Below are 15,407 nucleotides of genomic sequence, written 5' to 3'. Positions count from 1 at the left end.
TATAGGCTTGGCAGTGTCATTAAGGCGACTGTCTTCTCTCATAGAGAAAGATAATTTCAGTAAAAGGAATAATTGCACTAAGCCAAAAAAGGACGGCTCTTGCCGCGAAGCAGGAGCCGTCCACTCAATCTGTGTGATACGCTCAATATCCGCGTAATCAGTCTTTAATCTGGTCTACTTCGGCCCGGATCATGGCGTTGTAGCGGTTGCCTCCGCTGGAGAGAGTAATCAGGCTCCAGCCACGGCCAATAGTGTAGTTCCAGGTGCGGGCTTCCTTGAACTCAAACGTCGGGCGCAGAATCTGGCCGTAGGGCGTATAGTTGTCCATGAAGTTGGTGGTGTAGAAGTTGTCACCACTCACAATCCACTCCATGGCTACAAAGAAGCCTTCAACCGGTGCTTCAATATTGTACTGGGTCAGATCCACGGTGTACCACTCGCCGCCTTTCGGGGCCGAAACCACAATGTTTTCCGTTAGCAGGTCGGTGTTAGGCGAGTTATAGTTGCCGTCGGCTTTGTACAGCCGCACCCGGAACGGCTCCCGGGGAAAGCCATTCTCACCGATGTAAAAGGATACGGAGCGCACGTTGCCGAGCTTCTTGCCCTTGTCATTCTTCACGAAGAAGGCGTACTGGCTGCCAGGCATACCCTGAATCATGCCTTCGCCGGGCGTATTCGATTTAGAGCCCAGGGCCAGGTCTTTCACCTTGCCGCCGGTAACGGTTACGTTTTTCAGCTCAATAGCGCGCTTGGGCACCTCAATAATCATGTCCTGCACCTTGATGCCGGGCTTAATAAGTACTGCCTTGCGGAAGTAGCCCAGCGCCATGATAATCAGGGAGTCCTGCTGCGCCTTCTGTGGCATAGCCATCTGGAAGAAGCCATACTCGTTGGTCAGAGCGCCGGTTTGCTCTTCTTTCAACCCGATAGAGGCAAAGGGAATGGGCTCTTTCGTCTTATCATCGACGATACGGCCAGTCATTTTAGCGTCCTGAGCAAAGCTGAGAGCCGGAAGCAGCAAAGCCAGTGCAAAGAGAGAAAGTACGCGTTGGAGCATATGCGAGCAGACTAATGTATATCCCAAAATTACAATGAAAACTGGCATTGAAAGCAAGTCTTCCCTGAATATTTATAACGGTGCAATTCAATTTCGGAATAATTACAAATCAATGGGTTAGGGCGGGCCCGTTCCCTAAATCCAGCGGCGGCGAATTTTGGCTGAAACATAATTGGGTGGTACCTTTGTTTGAAGTAAGTCTAAATAATCCCCCGCCCGTGTCTGACCACCCACCGCTTGCCCCTGCCGCTCCCGCACCCCGCAGTGTGAAAGACCTTCAACTGGGGGAGAGTGGCACCATCTGCTGTCTGAAAGACCCGGAAATGGCGCTTAAGCTTCTGGAAATGGGGTGTATTCCGGGTACGCAGGTGCGGCTGAACAGCCGGGCTCCGCTGGGCTGCCCTATTACCGTGGTGGTAGGTGACATGGCCGATTATACGCTCTCGTTGCGCGTAAGTGAGGCAGCGACTATTTTTCTGAAATAAGGAGTTCGTACATGGCAGGCGGGCAATTACTTTCCGGCCGGGCCGGTGCCGGCGTTTCGGCTGCAGGGCTGGAAAACGCAGCGCTGCGCCACCCGGGGGCACTAACCCGTATTGCGCTGGTTGGCAACCCTAACTCCGGCAAATCCTCGCTGTTCAATCAGCTTACCGGGCTTAACCAGAAGGTAGGCAACTTCCCCGGCGTGACGGTAGACCGCAAAACCGGCATCAGCCAGCTGACCTCCCAGCACCGGGCTGAAATAATTGACCTGCCCGGTACTTACTCCCTCTATCCTAAAAGCCTCGACGAGAAGGTTATTACCGACTTGTTTTACGACAAGACGAGCAACCAGTACCCCGATTTTGTGGTGGTAACAGTGGATGCCAGTAACCTGCGCCGCAACCTGCTGCTGTTCACGCAGCTGGCCGACATGGGCCTGCCCACAGTGCTGGCCCTGAACATGATGGATGTGGCGGAGCAGCACGGGGTAAAAATTGACATTGCGGCTCTGCAGCAGGAGTTGGGGGTGCCTATCATTCCGATGAATGCCCGCAAGGGGGTAGGTATTGCCGCCCTGAAAATTGTAATGGCGCAGACCCTGGACGCGCCTACCGTACAGTTTTACTCCCCCGAGGAGAGCCTGCTGCCCATGATCCGGCAGATCCGCTACTACTTCAACCTGCACAACGACTACCTGGCGCTGCATTACGCGCATCAGTACCGTCACATAAATTTCCTGACGCCGGATGAGCGTGCTTATGTGCAGGAGCTAACGGAGCAATACCAGTTTAAGCCTCTGGAGCAGCAGGCTCAGGAAACCATCAGCCGCTACCAGCGCATCAATGAGGTGCTGCTGAACTGCGTATCGGTGACGCGCACGGAGCAGAACGAGCCCTACAGCAACCGCCTCGACCGGGTACTGACTCACAAAGTGTGGGGCTACCTGATTTTCTTTTCGGTCCTGTTTCTGATGTTTCAGGCAGTTTTTGCCTGGGCCAGCTACCCCATGGACCTCATCGACCAGGGCGTGGCCTGGATCAATGGGCTTATTCAGACCAACTTTGACGGGCCGTTGATTAACCTGCTCACGGAAGGCGTGCTGGCGGGCCTGGGGGGCGTACTCATCTTTATCCCGCAGATTGCGCTGTTGTTTGCCTTCATTGCGGTGTTGGAGGAAACCGGCTACATGGCCCGCGTAACCTTCATGATGGACCGGATTATGCGGCGCTTTGGGCTGAATGGTAAGAGCATTGTCCCCCTGATTTCGGGGGTGGCCTGCGCCGTGCCGGCCATTATGAGTGCCCGCACCATTGAAAACCGCAAAGACCGGCTCATCACCATCTTCGTAACCCCGCTGATGTCGTGCTCGGCCCGTATTCCGGTGTACACGGTGCTCATTGGGCTGGTGGTGCCCGATGCGCCCGTGCTGGGTGTATTCAACCTGCGCGGCATTGCCCTAATGGGCCTGTACCTGCTGGGCTTCTTTGCCGCTATTCTGTCGGCCTGGGCCATGAAGCTGCTGCTGAAAACCCAGGAGCGGAGCTACTTCATTATGGAGTTTCCGGTGTACCGCTGGCCCCGGTGGAAGAACGTGGGTATCACCATCGTGGAGAAAGTAAAGGCTTTTGTTTTTCAGGCCGGCAAGGTGATTCTGGCCATATCCATTCTGCTGTGGGTGCTGGCTACCTACGGGCCGCCCGGTCGGATAGAACAGGCCGAAACAGCGGCCCGCACCGAAGCCACCGCCCAACGCCTTTCCCCGGAAGAAACCGAAGCCCGCGTGGCCTCTGAGCGGTTGGAGAACTCCTACGCCGGGGTGTTCGGGCATGTGCTGGAACCAGCCATCCGGCCCCTGGGCTTCGACTGGAAGATTGGTATTTCGCTTATTACCTCGTTTGCAGCCCGGGAAGTGTTCGTCGGGACGATGAGTACCATTTACAGCGTGGGCCAGGAAGCGGATCAGCAGACGGTGCAGCAAAAGCTGGCCGCCGAAAAAGATGCTGACGGGCAGCCGTTTTTCACGCCGGCCCGTGCTTTCTCCCTGCTGGTATTTTACGTGTTTGCCATGCAGTGCATGAGCACCCTGGCGGCTACCTACCGCGAAACCAAGGGCTGGAAATGGCCCATTCTGCAGGCACTGTACATGACGGGACTGGCTTACGTATCATCATTGGTGGTGTACCAGCTGATGCAATAAGTAGGGATTTGTTGTTTGTTATTAGTTGTCAGTTGTTTGTTTTTTGAATTAGAACCGAACAACTGACAACCAATAACAAACAACAAATCCCTGCTTACTGCCCTAGCAGAAATACGGCGGGCTGCTTATGAATATCCGGCAGCTGGCCTTTGCGCCAGCCGGCAATGGTATCGGTGCGGATATATTCGTTGGGGGCCGTGAGGCTGGCTGCTACGCAAAGGCGGGTAGCGGGGTGCAGGGTGGCAAGCAGGTCTTCGAGCAGTGGCAGGTTACGATAGGGCGTCTCAATGAACAGTTGCGTCTGGTGCTGTTGCAGGGCCTGCTGCTCCAGCTTTTTAAGCATTGCCACTCGCTTACTCCGCTCAATGGGCAGGTAACCGTGGAACGCAAAACTCTGGCCGTTCATGCCCGAGGCCATCAGGGCCAGCAGCAGGGAAGAGGGCCCTACCAGCGGCACCACGCGCACTCCCAGCTGATGGGCCCGCCGGGCCAGCTCGGCGCCGGGGTCCGCAATGCCCGGGCATCCGGCCTCCGAAATTACCCCGGCATCCTGCCCAGCCACTACCGGCTGCAGGGCCGCCTGAATCTGGGCCTCGGTGCTGTCCTTGTCGATTACACTGATACGCAGCTCCTCTATCACCTGCTCAGGAGCAATACTCTTGATAAACCGACGGGCCGTGCGGGCATTTTCAACCAAGAAAACCTGCAGCCCACTTACCCGGCTGGCTACCTGGGGCGGCAGCACTTGTGCGGCCGTATCATCGGCCAGGATGGTAGGAATAAGATAAAGTGTGCCGGGCATGCGGGAAAGTGCTGAGGTGAAGAAATAGATAGGCCGATAGCCTGAGTGCGCGAAAGTCCTTTTACATCCGGAGGTTCTGGCGCTTATACTGGCAGCGGTACGCTGAGACTGTTTAACTGCCCTGAAGCCCTGCGCCAGCGGACGCCAGATGAAGGACTACAGCTTACTCACCACTCAAGTATTACTGCTCAACTATTGCATGAACGCCTGCACCAAGCCAAATACCTCCTCGGGCTTTTCGGCGTGCACCCAGTGGCCGGCGTCCACTACGGTTTCTACCTGGGAGTTTGGAAAAAGCGCCGGAATGCCATGCAGCTTATCATCGGCAGTGATATAATCGGACAAGCCTCCACGGATAAACAGGGCAGGCTTGAGGAAGGGCTGCGGGCTTGTAATGGCCTCACCCACCTGGGCCATGCCCGCCGTAAGTACGGCCAAGTTGGGCCGCCAGGCAAAGCTATTGTCTTCGCGGCGGTAGAGGTTCTTGAGCAGAAACTGGCGAGTGTCTACCTGCCGGATGTAACGGGCCAGGGCCTCGTCGGCCTGCTGGCGGTTTTCCAGGGTGGCCAGCGGCACGGCGTTCAGGCCGGTAATAACGCTGTCCTGGTGCTCCATATCAGAAAAACGCGGCGCAATATCCACCACAACCAGCTTGCCGAGGCGCTCCGGGTGGTCGAGGGCGAAGCGCATGGCTACTTTGCCGCCCATACTGTGGCCCAGTAGAACAGTGTCGGGGGCGAGCTGCAGCTGGTCGAACAAGCCCAGCACATCTTCCGCCATTAGTGAGTAGGTGTGCTCGGCCGCATGTGGGGAGCGGCCGTGGTTACGCAGGTCGGCCACCACTACCCGGTGGCCGGCTTCGGCCCAGCGCCGGGCCAGAGTTTGCCAGTTGTCCAGTGTGCCGAACAGGCCGTGCAAAATCACCAGTGGGGTACCCTGCCCCATTTCACGGAAGTGTAGTTGTAGCATAGTAGCACAAAGATGGGGCTTCCGGAATAGAAATGCTGGCTCAGGGCCCTGGCAGACCTGGGCGGTGAGCCCACGGAAGCACAAATCAAGTGCTGCTAACGGAGCTGGTCCAGTCGGGCTGCCGGCAGTAGTACGCACACCGTGGTGCCCTGTCCCGGGGTGCTCTCAATGGACAGGGAGCCTCCCTGCCGGTCAACAAATGCCCGGCACAGTAGCAACCCCAGCCCCGTGCCTGAGCGCCGCCCCCGCAGGGGCGAGGCCGAGCCCTCCGGGGAGAACAGCATGGCCACCTGAGCGGGGTCCATGCCCGTACCGGTGTCCTGCACGCACAAGGCAACTGTGCCGGCATCCCGCTGTTCGGCCAGCAGCGTGATGCGGCCGCCAGCGGGCGTAAACTTAAGAGCATTGCCGACGAGGTTGCGCAGAATAGTCTGCGTCATGTGCGCGTCGGCCCAAACGGCCAGCTGAGTGGGGCAGGTCGTGTGCAGTGTAATCTGCTTAGCCTCGGCGGCGTTGGCGTACAGGTGCATCGTTTCGTGGCAAAGCTCCTGCACCAAGCGCCGCTCCGGGCGAAATGCCAGCTCGCCGGTTTGGTTTACGGCCCAGTTCAGCAGGTTATCCAGCAGATGGTTGAGTTGATGGGCCGACTGCCGGACCAGGCTCGGAAGCCGACGCAGGCCTTCCTCATCCCCCTGCTTCAGATAAAAATCAATCAGCTCCGTAACGCCCGCGAAAGAAGTAACCGGGCCGCGCAAATCGTGGGCCACAATGGCATACAGCCGGTCTTTGGAAGAAGCCAACTGCCGCAGCTCCTTGGTTATTTCCTCCAGCGCCTGGTGGTTGGTGGCCAGCTCAGCGCGGCTGCGCCGGAGTTTGGTGTACAGGTAGCCCATGCCCCCCAGGCCCAGCAGCAGCGCCGCCACAGCTACCCATAGGGCCCGGTTGCGCTGCTGCATTACCAACTCCCGCTCCGTGAGGCGCCGAATCTGATGCTCCTTATCGGCGGTTTCGTAGCGGGTTTGCAGGGCCGTAAGGGTTTGTACACGGGAGCGGCTATTGAGTGAATCGTTCAGGTCGCGGTACCTGGTTTGCCAGGCATACGCCTGCTCAAAATCGTGGCGGCTCACGTGTATTTCAGCCAGCAGGCTGTAAGCGTCCAGTACCCGCTCCCGGTACTGAATACGGCGGGCCAGCTGCAGGGCCCGGCGGGTGAGGCTATCCGCTTCCGGAAGCTTATTCTGCAGGAGCAGCACGGTAGCCAGCAACTCCAGGTGCCCAGCCTTGAACCGGTTGTTGTGCAAGGGCTCGATGCTGGAAACAGCCTGCCGGAGTAAGCCTTCGGCAGTTTCCAACTGGTTCATCTGCATGTAAAAGGAACCCATATCGGCCAGGTACAATGACTCCCCGGCCCGGTCGCCGGTGCGGCGGGCCAGCTGCAACGCACGGCGGGTAAACAACAGTCCCTGCTGGCGGCGCTGCAAATAGAAATACAGGTTGCCCAGGTTGCCAAACAGCATTAACTGAGTGCGCGGCCGTACATCGGGCCGGTAGGCATACGCTAAGGCCCGCTGGTAATTGCGCAGCGCGGCCGCCGTATCGTTGCGCTCATGGTATACACCGCCCATGCCGGTGTAGCTGCGTACCAGCCCGTCGTTGGAGCGTAGTCGCCGGGCTAGGAGCAGGGCTTCCTGCTGTAGCTGCAAAGCATGGGGACCATCGGCCAGATTAGCGTAACAGCTGGCCAGATGCAGCAGCGCAACCAGCAAACCTGGCCGGTGGTTAAGGCGGCGGGCCAGGGCAACGCTTTCTTCGCCGTAGGTAAGGGCCCGGGTTGGCTCATTGTCGTGCAAGGCATAGCACACCTCGTTCAGAAGCCGGATTCGGGTGGTATCGGCGGGTTGGGTGCGCAATTGTTGCAGCAGCTCGGGCACCGAAGCCGCATGAGCTCCGGAGCTTGCGGGCAGGCAGCACAGCAGAAACGCAACCAGCAGGAACCGCCACATAGACAATAGGAGCACTAAGGAGGGCAGAGCCACTTACACCCCACCACGCGGAGACGTAAACGGGTGCGGGGAGTCGTTAACAAATATAGGTAGCTAGAGTACTTGTATAATCGGGCTGAAACCAGTCTTTAACGAGCGTAACTGGTAGTTTACCCATGTACTGTTCAGCTAAGGCCAGCACAGCCACCGCTGGCGGTGCTCCAAGGGAGTGTTGCGCAGAAACTCTGCCACTGGGGCCAGCTTAACTAACAAGGAAGTAAGCGTCAGAATTTCGCCGGAGCGCAGGTGTAGCCGCAGGTAAACGTACGGGCTCCAAAACAGTCTCTCCGACCGGCAGGTCACGTACTCAACCTGCCTGATATCACTCTTTCCAAACGGTATCCGCACCGAAGCCTCATACACTTCCAGCACGTTTTGCTTGGGGTCGAAAACAAGGGTAGTATGCTGGTTGATGAAATAGTAATACGTATGCAGCACGAAGGCCGGAACGGAAAAGCCCAACACCAGGGCGGCCAGTGCCAGCAGCAGCCCTAGCTCGTAAGCAGAAGTATATTCGGCCAGAAAGAAGCTAACCAGAAATGGCAGGCCCACTGCCAGGCAGAGCACCGGCCAGAACAGCAGCGTAAACTGCCGGAAGGCAGTAGGTTGATACACGTGGCTTTTGCGGCTGAATAACCCGCTAAGCAGCCGCAGAACAACTAGTACTACCCCAACTACCGCGGCTGCCTCCAACACTGGGCGCAAAAAGGAAAGAAGCTTCATGCAGCAGCTGCTAATACAATAATGTCGGCCGGCCACTAGTTCCGGAGGCCGGCCGGCCCAGGCCAGTATTTGTTAGGAATTGACCACAATCCAGGGTTCGGCAACGGCGTGAGCCCGCAAGTGGCCAAATGCCTCCAGCTGCAGGCCATGAGCCCCGAATACCGTCCGGACAGCCTCCCGGCTCCCGGGCTCCACGCACACCAGCAGCCCCCCGGAGGTTTGGGGGTCGCAGAGCCAGGCCCGCTGTTCCTCAGTAATGGCCCCTACCTTGTGGCCATAGGAGTCCCAGTTGCGCACCGTGCCGCCCGGAATGGCTTTCTGCAGGCGGTACTGCTCGGCTTCGGGCAGGCGCGGTACCTTCGCAAAGCTGATTTCGGCGGTAAGGTTACTGCCCTCACACACCTCGGCCAAATGGCCCAGGAGCCCGAAGCCGGTAACGTCGGTCATGGCGCGTACGCCGGGCAGCTGACCCAGCTCCGCCCCAATCTTGTTAAGCTGCATCATGCTCTGGGGAGCAATATGGGCGTGCTCAGGTTGCAAAATACCCCGCTTCTGGGCCGTGGTCAGCATTCCAACTCCCAGTGGTTTGGTAAGATACAGCTCGCAGCCGGCCGTGGCCGTATCGTTCTGCTTCAGGTTTTCGATGGCCAGCAGGCCCGTTACGGCCAGGCCAAAGATGGGTTCGGGCGAATCAATGCTGTGGCCACCCGCCAGGGGAATGCCAGCCTCCTGACAAATGCTGCGGCTACCTTCAATTACCCGCCGGGCTACTTCCGGGGCTAGCTTATCAATGGGCCAGCCCAGCACGGCAATGGCCATAACGGGACGCCCGCCCATGGCATACACATCCGAAATGGCATTGGCGGAAGCAATACGCCCAAAATCATAGGCATCATCCACGATAGGCATGAAAAAATCGGTGGTACTGATGATGGCCTGCCCGCCGCCAATGTCATACACAGCCGCGTCGTCGCGGGAAGCATTGCCCACCAGCAGCCGCTCGTACTGGGGCTGAGGCAGGCTGGTATGCAAAATCTGGTCGAGTACTTTGGGAGCAATTTTGCACCCGCAGCCCGCGCCGTGGCTGTACTGGGTCAGGCGGATGTCGGCGGAGGAGTCAGATGGGTTCATATACAAAGAGGAAGGCCGAAAAGTCGGGAGCAAGGTATACATTACAGGTGCCAGGCAGCGCACTGTAGCACCACATGGTAACCGTCGGGGTCCTGGAAGGTGCGGCCGTGCTGGTCCCAGTACGGATTGTAGGCAGGTACGGGCTCAAAGCCAGCAGTAATCATCCGGGCAATGGCGGCCTGCCACTGCACCGCATCGGGCAGATAAAATACGAGAAGGTGGTCGGCAGTAGGCGCCTGGCCCACGATGTGGCCGGGCTGGTGCGTGAACTCCAGGTGGTAAGGTGCCTGCGGGTGGCCCAGCATTACCCCATCAAAACCGGCATGTCCTCTGAAAGAAGCTAATTCCTGCAGACCCAGCCCGTCCCGGTAGAAATGCACCAGCTTGGGTAGGTTGTCGGTGGGGCGTGCCACGCGCAACGTCGGAAAAACCATGGCAACCGGCGTTAGGTAAGGGCGCGGGCTGCTGCCAGAACAAGACCAGCATTTTCGTCGGCATTGGCAGTAGGCGCGGGTACGCGCACCAAGGGCCGCCCGGTCAGGCCATGGGTGTAGGTTCGGTCGTAGTAATTCAGCACCAGGCTCACCATCTTTTCCATATCCTCTTCGCCAATGGCGGCCAGTGCCTCGCGGGTTACCAGGCCGCCCAGCCGCTTCCGGATGCGCAGAATGGAAGCAGCCAGGGCTGCCGGGTCGTGGCGGCCATATTCTTCGGCCAGCTTCCGTACCCGTACCGTCCGTGGCACTTCCAGCAAAATCAGGGGAGAGGTTTGCATGTGCCGGTAGAGAGCCGTAGGTAAGTGTACAGCGCCAATAGTGCGGCTTTCATCCTCGGTCCAGGCCCGCGCTTCGGCGGGCAGGGCCTGTAGTGCAGCGGCCAGGTTATTTTCAAACTGCTCCTGCGTGGGCTGCACCGGTTGCCCGATACTGCCAAAGGCCGAGCCTTTATGATGCGCCAGGCCCTCCAGGTCCAGTACCGGCTGCTGCCGGGCGGCCAGGGCCTGCAGCACGTCGGTTTTGCCCGAGCCCGTAAGGCCCCCGAGCACCCATAGCGGCCGGGGCTGGTCCAGGGCCGTCAGCACACCCCGGCGGTAGTCTTTATACCCCTTATCCAGCAGCTGTACCCGAAAACCCGCCAGCTCCAGCAGCCACAGTACCGCCCCCGAGCGCATACCACCCCGCCAGCAATGTACCCGTACCTGCTTATGTGGAGCCAGCTTTTGGGCCAGCTTCACCAGCTGGCTCATCTTCGGACCAAAAAAATCCAGCCCCAGCAGTACCGCCCGGTCTTGGCTGATTTGTTTGTAGGTGGTGCCAATGCGCGCCCGTTCCTCATCTGAGAACAGCGGAAAGCTTACGGCCCCCGGAATGTGGCCGTGTGCGTACTCAACGGGCGCCCGCACATCCAGAATGGGTACCTCGGTTGGCTGGTCCAAAAAATCGGTAAGAGGCAGACGAGGCACAGGGAGAAGTAAGAAAGGAGTAGCAAGTAAGAATTGGTCGATGAGTGCTCTTCCCGTTTCGCGAACAGCCTGGGCTCAAATGGCAGCACGTTACGAGAAAACATGGCTAACTCTCAAATTTTATTTAATTGGCTTCAACTGCCTTCTGTACAGCTGAATGGTGTTTTCCAGGCCTAGGTACAAGGCGTCGCAGATGAGGGCGTGGCCAATGCTTACTTCCTGCAAACCTGGCAGGTGCTGGTGCAGATAGGCCAGATTATCCAGGTCCAGGTCGTGGCCGGCATTCAGACCCAGGCCCAGGTCCTGGGCCAGTAAGGCAGCCTCGTGGTAGGGGCGCAGGGCCGCCTCGGGGCCGGCGTGATAGTAGCGGGCGTAGTCTTCGGTGTAGAGTTCAATCCGGTCGGTGCCGGTGGTAGCGGCGGCCCGTACCAGCTCCGCCACGGGGTCCAGGAAGATGCTCACCCGGCAGCCCATGCTTTTCAAATCAGCCACTACCTGCCGCAGGTAATCCTGGTGCTGCACGGTGTTCCAGCCAGCGTTGGAGGTAATGGCATCGGGCGCATCGGGCACCAGTGTCACCTGCTCGGGGCGTACCTCGTGCACCAAAGCCAGAAAGTCGGGCGTCGGATTGCCTTCCACGTTCAATTCGGTGGTTACCACGGCTTTCAGGTCGCGCACATCCTGGTAACGGATGTGGCGCTCATCGGGGCGAGGATGGACCGTAATGCCCTGCGCACCGAACCGCTCACAGTCGCGGGCAGCCTGCAGCAAATCGGGGCGGTTGTGGCCGCGGGCATTTCGCAGGGTGGCAATTTTGTTAATGTTTACGCTAAGCTTTGTCATATTCGGGGGCGGTGCTGCGGGGTGGCAGGTGGTCAAAGATACGTAGGCAAACCGGCGGCCGGGCTTTCTGGTTTACGCATATTGGCTTCGATAGTCCGGCACTGCACCGGGCCCTGCCCAACGGGTTGCGACAAAAAGCCGTAATCTTGTACTCTCATTATCCCCCCATTCCCATGGCTCTCAAAGAAATCATCGACGCCGATATCAAGAAGGCCATGCTGGCCAAGGACAAAGTACGTCTCACGGCCCTGCGCAGCATCAAATCCCAAATCATGCTGGCTGAAACGGCCGAAGGTCAGCACGGCGCGGCCCTCACTCCCGATGCTGAAATGAAGCTGCTGACCAAAGCCGCCAAACAGCGCCGCGAAGCCGCCGAGATGTACCAGAAGCAATTCCGCACCGACCTGGAAGAGGTAGAGTTGGCCGAGTTGGCCATCATTGAGGAATATTTGCCTCAGCAACTCTCAGAAGCTGATTTGGTGGAGAAGCTGGTAGATATTATTCAGCGGGTAGGGGCCACCGGCCCCTCGGATATGGGCAAGGTGATGGGTGTGGCCGCCCGGGAACTGGCCGGCCTGGCCGATGGCCGCCTGATTTCCCAGACCGTCAATAACCTGCTCAACAACACGAATCTATAAATGGGTAGAATGTGAGTGAATGGGTAGGATGTGAATAAATGTGCGAAACGCACGGCTCGATAGGCACTTGACTGACGACTGAAATTTGCGTTGCGCGCACTCCCGAAATCCATCCACATTCCCCACATTCACCACATTCTCTCCCGTGTCCACCTTCGATATCTTCCTGCTTATTCCACTGGGCATCGGGGCTGTACAGGGTTACCGGCGCGGGTTGGTGCTGGAAGTGGCTTCGCTGCTCGCCTTCGTGCTGGGCGTGGTGGGCGGGTTGGCTTTGCTGAATGATGCTATTCCGCTGGTCCGGCACTATGTGGGCGAAGCTTTTGGAATGCTGCCGCTGGTATCTTTTATTCTGGTGTTCGTGGCCATTGTCTGGGGTGTTCATCTGCTGAGTAAATTCATCAAGACGGCGGTGCACCTCACGCCGTTGGGTATTGTCGATAACCTGGGTGGGGCGGCCAGCGGAGTGCTGAAGTGGGTGTTGGGCATGAGCCTGCTGTTGCACGGCCTGGGCATGGCGGGGCTGCAGCTGATTTCGCCCCAGCTCGTGGCCAGCTCGCAGGTGCTCCCCATTGTGCGCGAAGCCACTCCGCTGGCCCTGAGTGTGGTGGCATTTGTGCTGCCCTTCGCCGGCACCTTGCTCGACCGGCTGCGGGGCGTGTTCTAACTCCCTGCTTCCGCTACCCCACCCGGACTTATTGCGTACTGCTACCAGTTTCCAGAGCCTGGTTGCTCCCGTTATTGCCGCGTATGCGCTTATTATTGCTCGATAATTTCGATTCGTTCACCTACAACCTGCTGGACTACCTGCGGCAGCTGGGGTGCGAGGTAGAAGTGCGCCGCAACAACGTGCCCCTGGCCGAACTGCGGCGGCTGTCCTTCGATGCGGTGGTGTTGTCGCCTGGGCCGGGCACGCCCGCCACCGCCGGTAATCTACTAGCTGTTATTGCCGAGTATCACGCCCATAAACCTATGTTGGGTGTATGCCTGGGCCATCAGGCCCTGGGCGAGTTTTTTGGGGCGCAGGTGCAGCGGGGACAACGGCCTATGCACGGTAAAGTGTCGGACATTGTCTGGACCCAGCCCAACGAAATCTGGCAGGGGCTGCCCGCGCGCATGGCGGTTACGCGCTACCACTCCCTGGTGCTGCACCACCTGCCGGCAGTGCTGGAGCCCCTGGCCTTTACCGCCGATGCGGACCGTGCGCTAATGGCTTTCCAGCACCGGACGCTACCCCTATGGGGCGTGCAGTTTCACCCGGAGGCTTTGCTCACCTCCCACGGACTGGCGCTTCTGGGCAATTGGGTCAAGAATTGTATCATTGCACAGCCCACCTCCGCCACCAGTGGCGGCGGGCTCATTTCCTAGCGACGATGGAGCTGCAGATCAAGGAGAAAAACGGTTTTCAATACGTAGACGAAGGTTCCGGTGAGGTGCTGCTGTTGCTGCACGGCTTGTTCGGAGCGCTCAGCAATTGGCAGGAAGTAGTGCAGGAATTCAGCCCCCAGCACCGCGTTATTATTCCCCTGCTGCCCATCTATGATATGCCGCTGTTGAAAGCCGGGGTACCGGGGCTGGTGAGTTTTGTCGAAGATTTTCTGGCCGAAATCAGCCTGACAGAGCCCTGCACCGTGCTCGGGAATTCACTTGGCGGTCATATTGCGTTGGTATATACTCTGCAGAATAGCGCCCGGGTGAAGCGGCTGGTCCTGACGGGCAGCAGCGGCCTGTTCGAGGATGGCATGGGCGGCTCCTTTCCCAAGCGTGGCAACTACGCCTACGTGCAGGAGCGAGTGGCCTACACGTTCTACGACCCCGCTGTGGCTACGCAGGAACTGGTTGATGAGGTATTCAGCGTGACCAACTCCAACGCCAAATGCCTGCGCATCATCAGCATTGCCCGCTCGGCCCAGCGGCATAATCTGGCCAAGGAGCTGCATAAAATCAACGTGCCTACCCTGCTGGTCTGGGGCCTGAACGATACAATCACCCCACCGGTGGTTGCTCACGAGTTCAATCGGCTGATTCGGGGCTCAGAGCTGCGTTTTCTCGACCACTGCGGCCACGCCCCCATGATGGAGCGGCCCCATCAGTTCAACCGGTTTCTGACAGCTTTTCTGGCGCGTACGGCGGCGGTTATATCTCAGTAGGCAGGTGGAAAGCGGCTGGTATGGTGCAACCTACAGGCTGGTTTTCCCGCTCTTATAGCCGATTAGCAGGTAGTTGCTCGTCCGAAAAACCTTCTGGCAGCGTTACCGCTTATATTGCCCCCGCACCTGCTGTTTTTCCCTGTTTTTTGCCCGTTCTCCGATGAATTCGATTCTCGCCGAAGATTTACTGAATCAGATGATTCCGCCACTTAAAGTGACGGATTCAACGGAGAAGGCGGCCCGCTGGCTGGAGGAGTTTCATGTGGGACAACTGCCCGTGCTCGACAACCGCCACTACCGGGGGCTTATAACCGAATCGGACCTGCTGGATCGGGAAGGAGTGGAGTGTTTGCTCGGCAGCCTCTCACTCAGCTACGCCGATGTGCACGTGCAGCATGATCAGCATTTCTATAATATTATTGAGTTAGCCGTTCAGAACAAAATCCAGCTGGTACCCGTGCTGGATGCGCAGCACGAGTACATGGGCGTAGTAACGGTAAGTGATACGCTGGCCGCTTTCGGTAAAGTGCCCGTCGCCACCAGCCAGCAGGGCATTATCGTGCTGGCCATGGAGGAGCGGGACTATTCTCTCACCCAGATCAGCCGGTACGTGGAGGAAAATAATGCCAAGATTATGAGTGCCCACGTGGCCCAGGATGAGCACGACCCTTATCGCATTCGGCTCACGCTTAAGCTCAATACGCCTAATATTACCCGTATTATTGCCACGCTGGAGCGGTTTGGCTACTCTATTACTGCCCAGTTTAGTGGCACTGGCGAGGTAACCGAGGATGAACAGGAGCGCTACAACGCCCTGTTGCGCTACCTCAGTATTTGAGCCGGTAGGGAAGGTGTTGCTATCCGTTTTGCTCCTGTGGCTAGGGGGGCTGTTTCATACTGCACCAGCTGC

The 15,407-nt window shown here is 58.3% G+C and carries 16 protein-coding genes; 7 read left to right on the top strand and 9 right to left on the bottom strand.

Annotation, left to right across the window (positions count from 1 at the left end):
* Positions 1 to 157: 157 nt before the first annotated feature.
* Positions 158 to 1,057, bottom strand: a complete 900-nt coding sequence (locus EI290_RS15045; protein WP_185817012.1) for a carboxypeptidase-like regulatory domain-containing protein — start codon at positions 1,055 to 1,057, stop codon at positions 158 to 160.
* Between the two features lie 266 nt (positions 1,058 to 1,323).
* Here EI290_RS15045 and EI290_RS15040 point away from each other — a divergent pair, with 266 nt between their 5' ends.
* Together EI290_RS15040 and feoB are read left to right on the top strand one after the other, a co-directional pair.
* Entirely contained in the window at positions 1,324 to 1,542 is a 219-nt protein-coding gene (locus EI290_RS15040) for a FeoA family protein (protein ID WP_246008967.1), read from the top strand.
* A gap of 11 nt (positions 1,543 to 1,553) precedes the next feature.
* On the top strand, positions 1,554 to 3,737 hold the full coding sequence (gene feoB, locus EI290_RS15035; RefSeq protein ID WP_125432065.1) for a ferrous iron transport protein B: 2,184 nt from the start codon (positions 1,554 to 1,556) through the stop codon (positions 3,735 to 3,737).
* 94 nt (positions 3,738 to 3,831) lie between these two features.
* Here feoB and EI290_RS15030 read toward each other — a convergent pair whose 3' ends face one another.
* The 8 genes from EI290_RS15030 to EI290_RS14995 form a co-directional block, all read right to left on the bottom strand.
* Positions 3,832 to 4,539 (bottom strand): SAM-dependent methyltransferase, encoded by a 708-nt coding sequence (locus EI290_RS15030; RefSeq protein WP_125432063.1) that lies wholly within the window; start codon positions 4,537 to 4,539, stop codon positions 3,832 to 3,834.
* 192 nt (positions 4,540 to 4,731) lie between these two features.
* The gene (locus tag EI290_RS15025; protein WP_125432061.1) at positions 4,732 to 5,508 is read right to left on the bottom strand and encodes an alpha/beta fold hydrolase; all 777 of its coding nucleotides are present in this window, start codon (positions 5,506 to 5,508) and stop codon (positions 4,732 to 4,734) included.
* A 95-nt stretch (positions 5,509 to 5,603) separates the two neighbouring features.
* Complete coding sequence (locus tag EI290_RS15020) at positions 5,604 to 7,511, bottom strand: sensor histidine kinase (RefSeq protein WP_125432059.1); 1,908 nt, start codon at positions 7,509 to 7,511, stop codon at positions 5,604 to 5,606.
* Between the two features lie 168 nt (positions 7,512 to 7,679).
* Positions 7,680 to 8,273, bottom strand: a complete 594-nt coding sequence (locus EI290_RS15015; RefSeq protein WP_125432057.1) for a hypothetical protein — start codon at positions 8,271 to 8,273, stop codon at positions 7,680 to 7,682.
* 72 nt (positions 8,274 to 8,345) lie between these two features.
* Positions 8,346 to 9,404 carry a selenide, water dikinase SelD gene (gene selD / locus EI290_RS15010; RefSeq protein ID WP_125432055.1) on the bottom strand — a complete coding sequence of 353 codons (1,059 nt, stop codon included), beginning with the start codon at positions 9,402 to 9,404 and terminating at the stop codon, positions 8,346 to 8,348.
* 41 nt (positions 9,405 to 9,445) lie between these two features.
* Positions 9,446 to 9,838: a VOC family protein gene (locus EI290_RS15005; protein ID WP_125432053.1), complete on the bottom strand. Its 393-nt coding sequence runs from the start codon at positions 9,836 to 9,838 to the stop codon at positions 9,446 to 9,448.
* 11 nt (positions 9,839 to 9,849) lie between these two features.
* Positions 9,850 to 10,866, bottom strand: coding sequence for a tRNA 2-selenouridine(34) synthase MnmH (mnmH, locus tag EI290_RS15000; protein ID WP_125432051.1), 1,017 nt, complete (start codon positions 10,864 to 10,866; stop codon positions 9,850 to 9,852).
* A 120-nt stretch (positions 10,867 to 10,986) separates the two neighbouring features.
* A complete protein-coding gene (locus EI290_RS14995) occupies positions 10,987 to 11,709 on the bottom strand; it encodes a pyridoxine 5'-phosphate synthase (protein WP_125432049.1) in 723 nt (240 codons plus the stop codon).
* 173 nt (positions 11,710 to 11,882) lie between these two features.
* Here EI290_RS14995 and EI290_RS14990 point away from each other — a divergent pair, with 173 nt between their 5' ends.
* From EI290_RS14990 to EI290_RS14970, 5 genes are all read left to right on the top strand, one after another.
* Positions 11,883 to 12,347, top strand: a complete 465-nt coding sequence (locus EI290_RS14990) for a GatB/YqeY domain-containing protein (protein ID WP_125432047.1) — start codon at positions 11,883 to 11,885, stop codon at positions 12,345 to 12,347.
* Between the two features lie 145 nt (positions 12,348 to 12,492).
* Positions 12,493 to 13,014, top strand: coding sequence for a CvpA family protein (locus tag EI290_RS14985; RefSeq protein WP_125432045.1), 522 nt, complete (start codon positions 12,493 to 12,495; stop codon positions 13,012 to 13,014).
* Positions 13,015 to 13,097: 83 nt separating this feature from the next.
* Complete coding sequence (locus EI290_RS14980) at positions 13,098 to 13,715, top strand: anthranilate synthase component II (RefSeq protein WP_125432043.1); 618 nt, start codon at positions 13,098 to 13,100, stop codon at positions 13,713 to 13,715.
* Positions 13,716 to 13,720: 5 nt separating this feature from the next.
* On the top strand, positions 13,721 to 14,497 hold the full coding sequence (locus EI290_RS14975) for an alpha/beta fold hydrolase (RefSeq protein ID WP_125432041.1): 777 nt from the start codon (positions 13,721 to 13,723) through the stop codon (positions 14,495 to 14,497).
* Positions 14,498 to 14,657: 160 nt separating this feature from the next.
* Positions 14,658 to 15,335, top strand: a complete 678-nt coding sequence (locus EI290_RS14970; protein ID WP_125432039.1) for a CBS domain-containing protein — start codon at positions 14,658 to 14,660, stop codon at positions 15,333 to 15,335.
* Positions 15,336 to 15,407: the final 72 nt, after the last annotated feature.

This window comes from Hymenobacter metallilatus, assembly GCF_003944705.1.
Taxonomy (GTDB): domain Bacteria; phylum Bacteroidota; class Bacteroidia; order Cytophagales; family Hymenobacteraceae; genus Hymenobacter; species Hymenobacter metallilatus.
Note: the sequence above shows the minus strand (reverse complement) of the source record. Positions and strands in the feature narration are given on the sequence as shown.

Excerpts from the sequence above, each read along its gene's own strand:
- EI290_RS15045 (WP_185817012.1), bottom strand. The coding sequence starts at position 1,057 with ATGCTCCAACGCGTACTTTCTCTCTTTGCACTGGCTTTGCTGCTTCCG.
- feoB (WP_125432065.1), top strand. The coding sequence starts at position 1,554 with ATGGCAGGCGGGCAATTACTTTCCGGCCGGGCCGGTGCCGGCGTTTCG.
- EI290_RS15030 (WP_125432063.1), bottom strand. The coding sequence starts at position 4,539 with ATGCCCGGCACACTTTATCTTATTCCTACCATCCTGGCCGATGATACG.
- EI290_RS15025 (WP_125432061.1), bottom strand. The coding sequence starts at position 5,508 with ATGCTACAACTACACTTCCGTGAAATGGGGCAGGGTACCCCACTGGTG.
- EI290_RS15020 (WP_125432059.1), bottom strand. The coding sequence starts at position 7,511 with ATGTGGCGGTTCCTGCTGGTTGCGTTTCTGCTGTGCTGCCTGCCCGCA.
- EI290_RS15015 (WP_125432057.1), bottom strand. The coding sequence starts at position 8,273 with ATGAAGCTTCTTTCCTTTTTGCGCCCAGTGTTGGAGGCAGCCGCGGTA.
- selD (WP_125432055.1), bottom strand. The coding sequence starts at position 9,404 with ATGAACCCATCTGACTCCTCCGCCGACATCCGCCTGACCCAGTACAGC.
- EI290_RS15005 (WP_125432053.1), bottom strand. The coding sequence starts at position 9,838 with ATGGTTTTTCCGACGTTGCGCGTGGCACGCCCCACCGACAACCTACCC.
- EI290_RS14995 (WP_125432049.1), bottom strand. The coding sequence starts at position 11,709 with ATGACAAAGCTTAGCGTAAACATTAACAAAATTGCCACCCTGCGAAAT.
- EI290_RS14990 (WP_125432047.1), top strand. The coding sequence starts at position 11,883 with ATGGCTCTCAAAGAAATCATCGACGCCGATATCAAGAAGGCCATGCTG.
- EI290_RS14980 (WP_125432043.1), top strand. The coding sequence starts at position 13,098 with ATGCGCTTATTATTGCTCGATAATTTCGATTCGTTCACCTACAACCTG.
- EI290_RS14975 (WP_125432041.1), top strand. The coding sequence starts at position 13,721 with ATGGAGCTGCAGATCAAGGAGAAAAACGGTTTTCAATACGTAGACGAA.
- EI290_RS14970 (WP_125432039.1), top strand. The coding sequence starts at position 14,658 with ATGAATTCGATTCTCGCCGAAGATTTACTGAATCAGATGATTCCGCCA.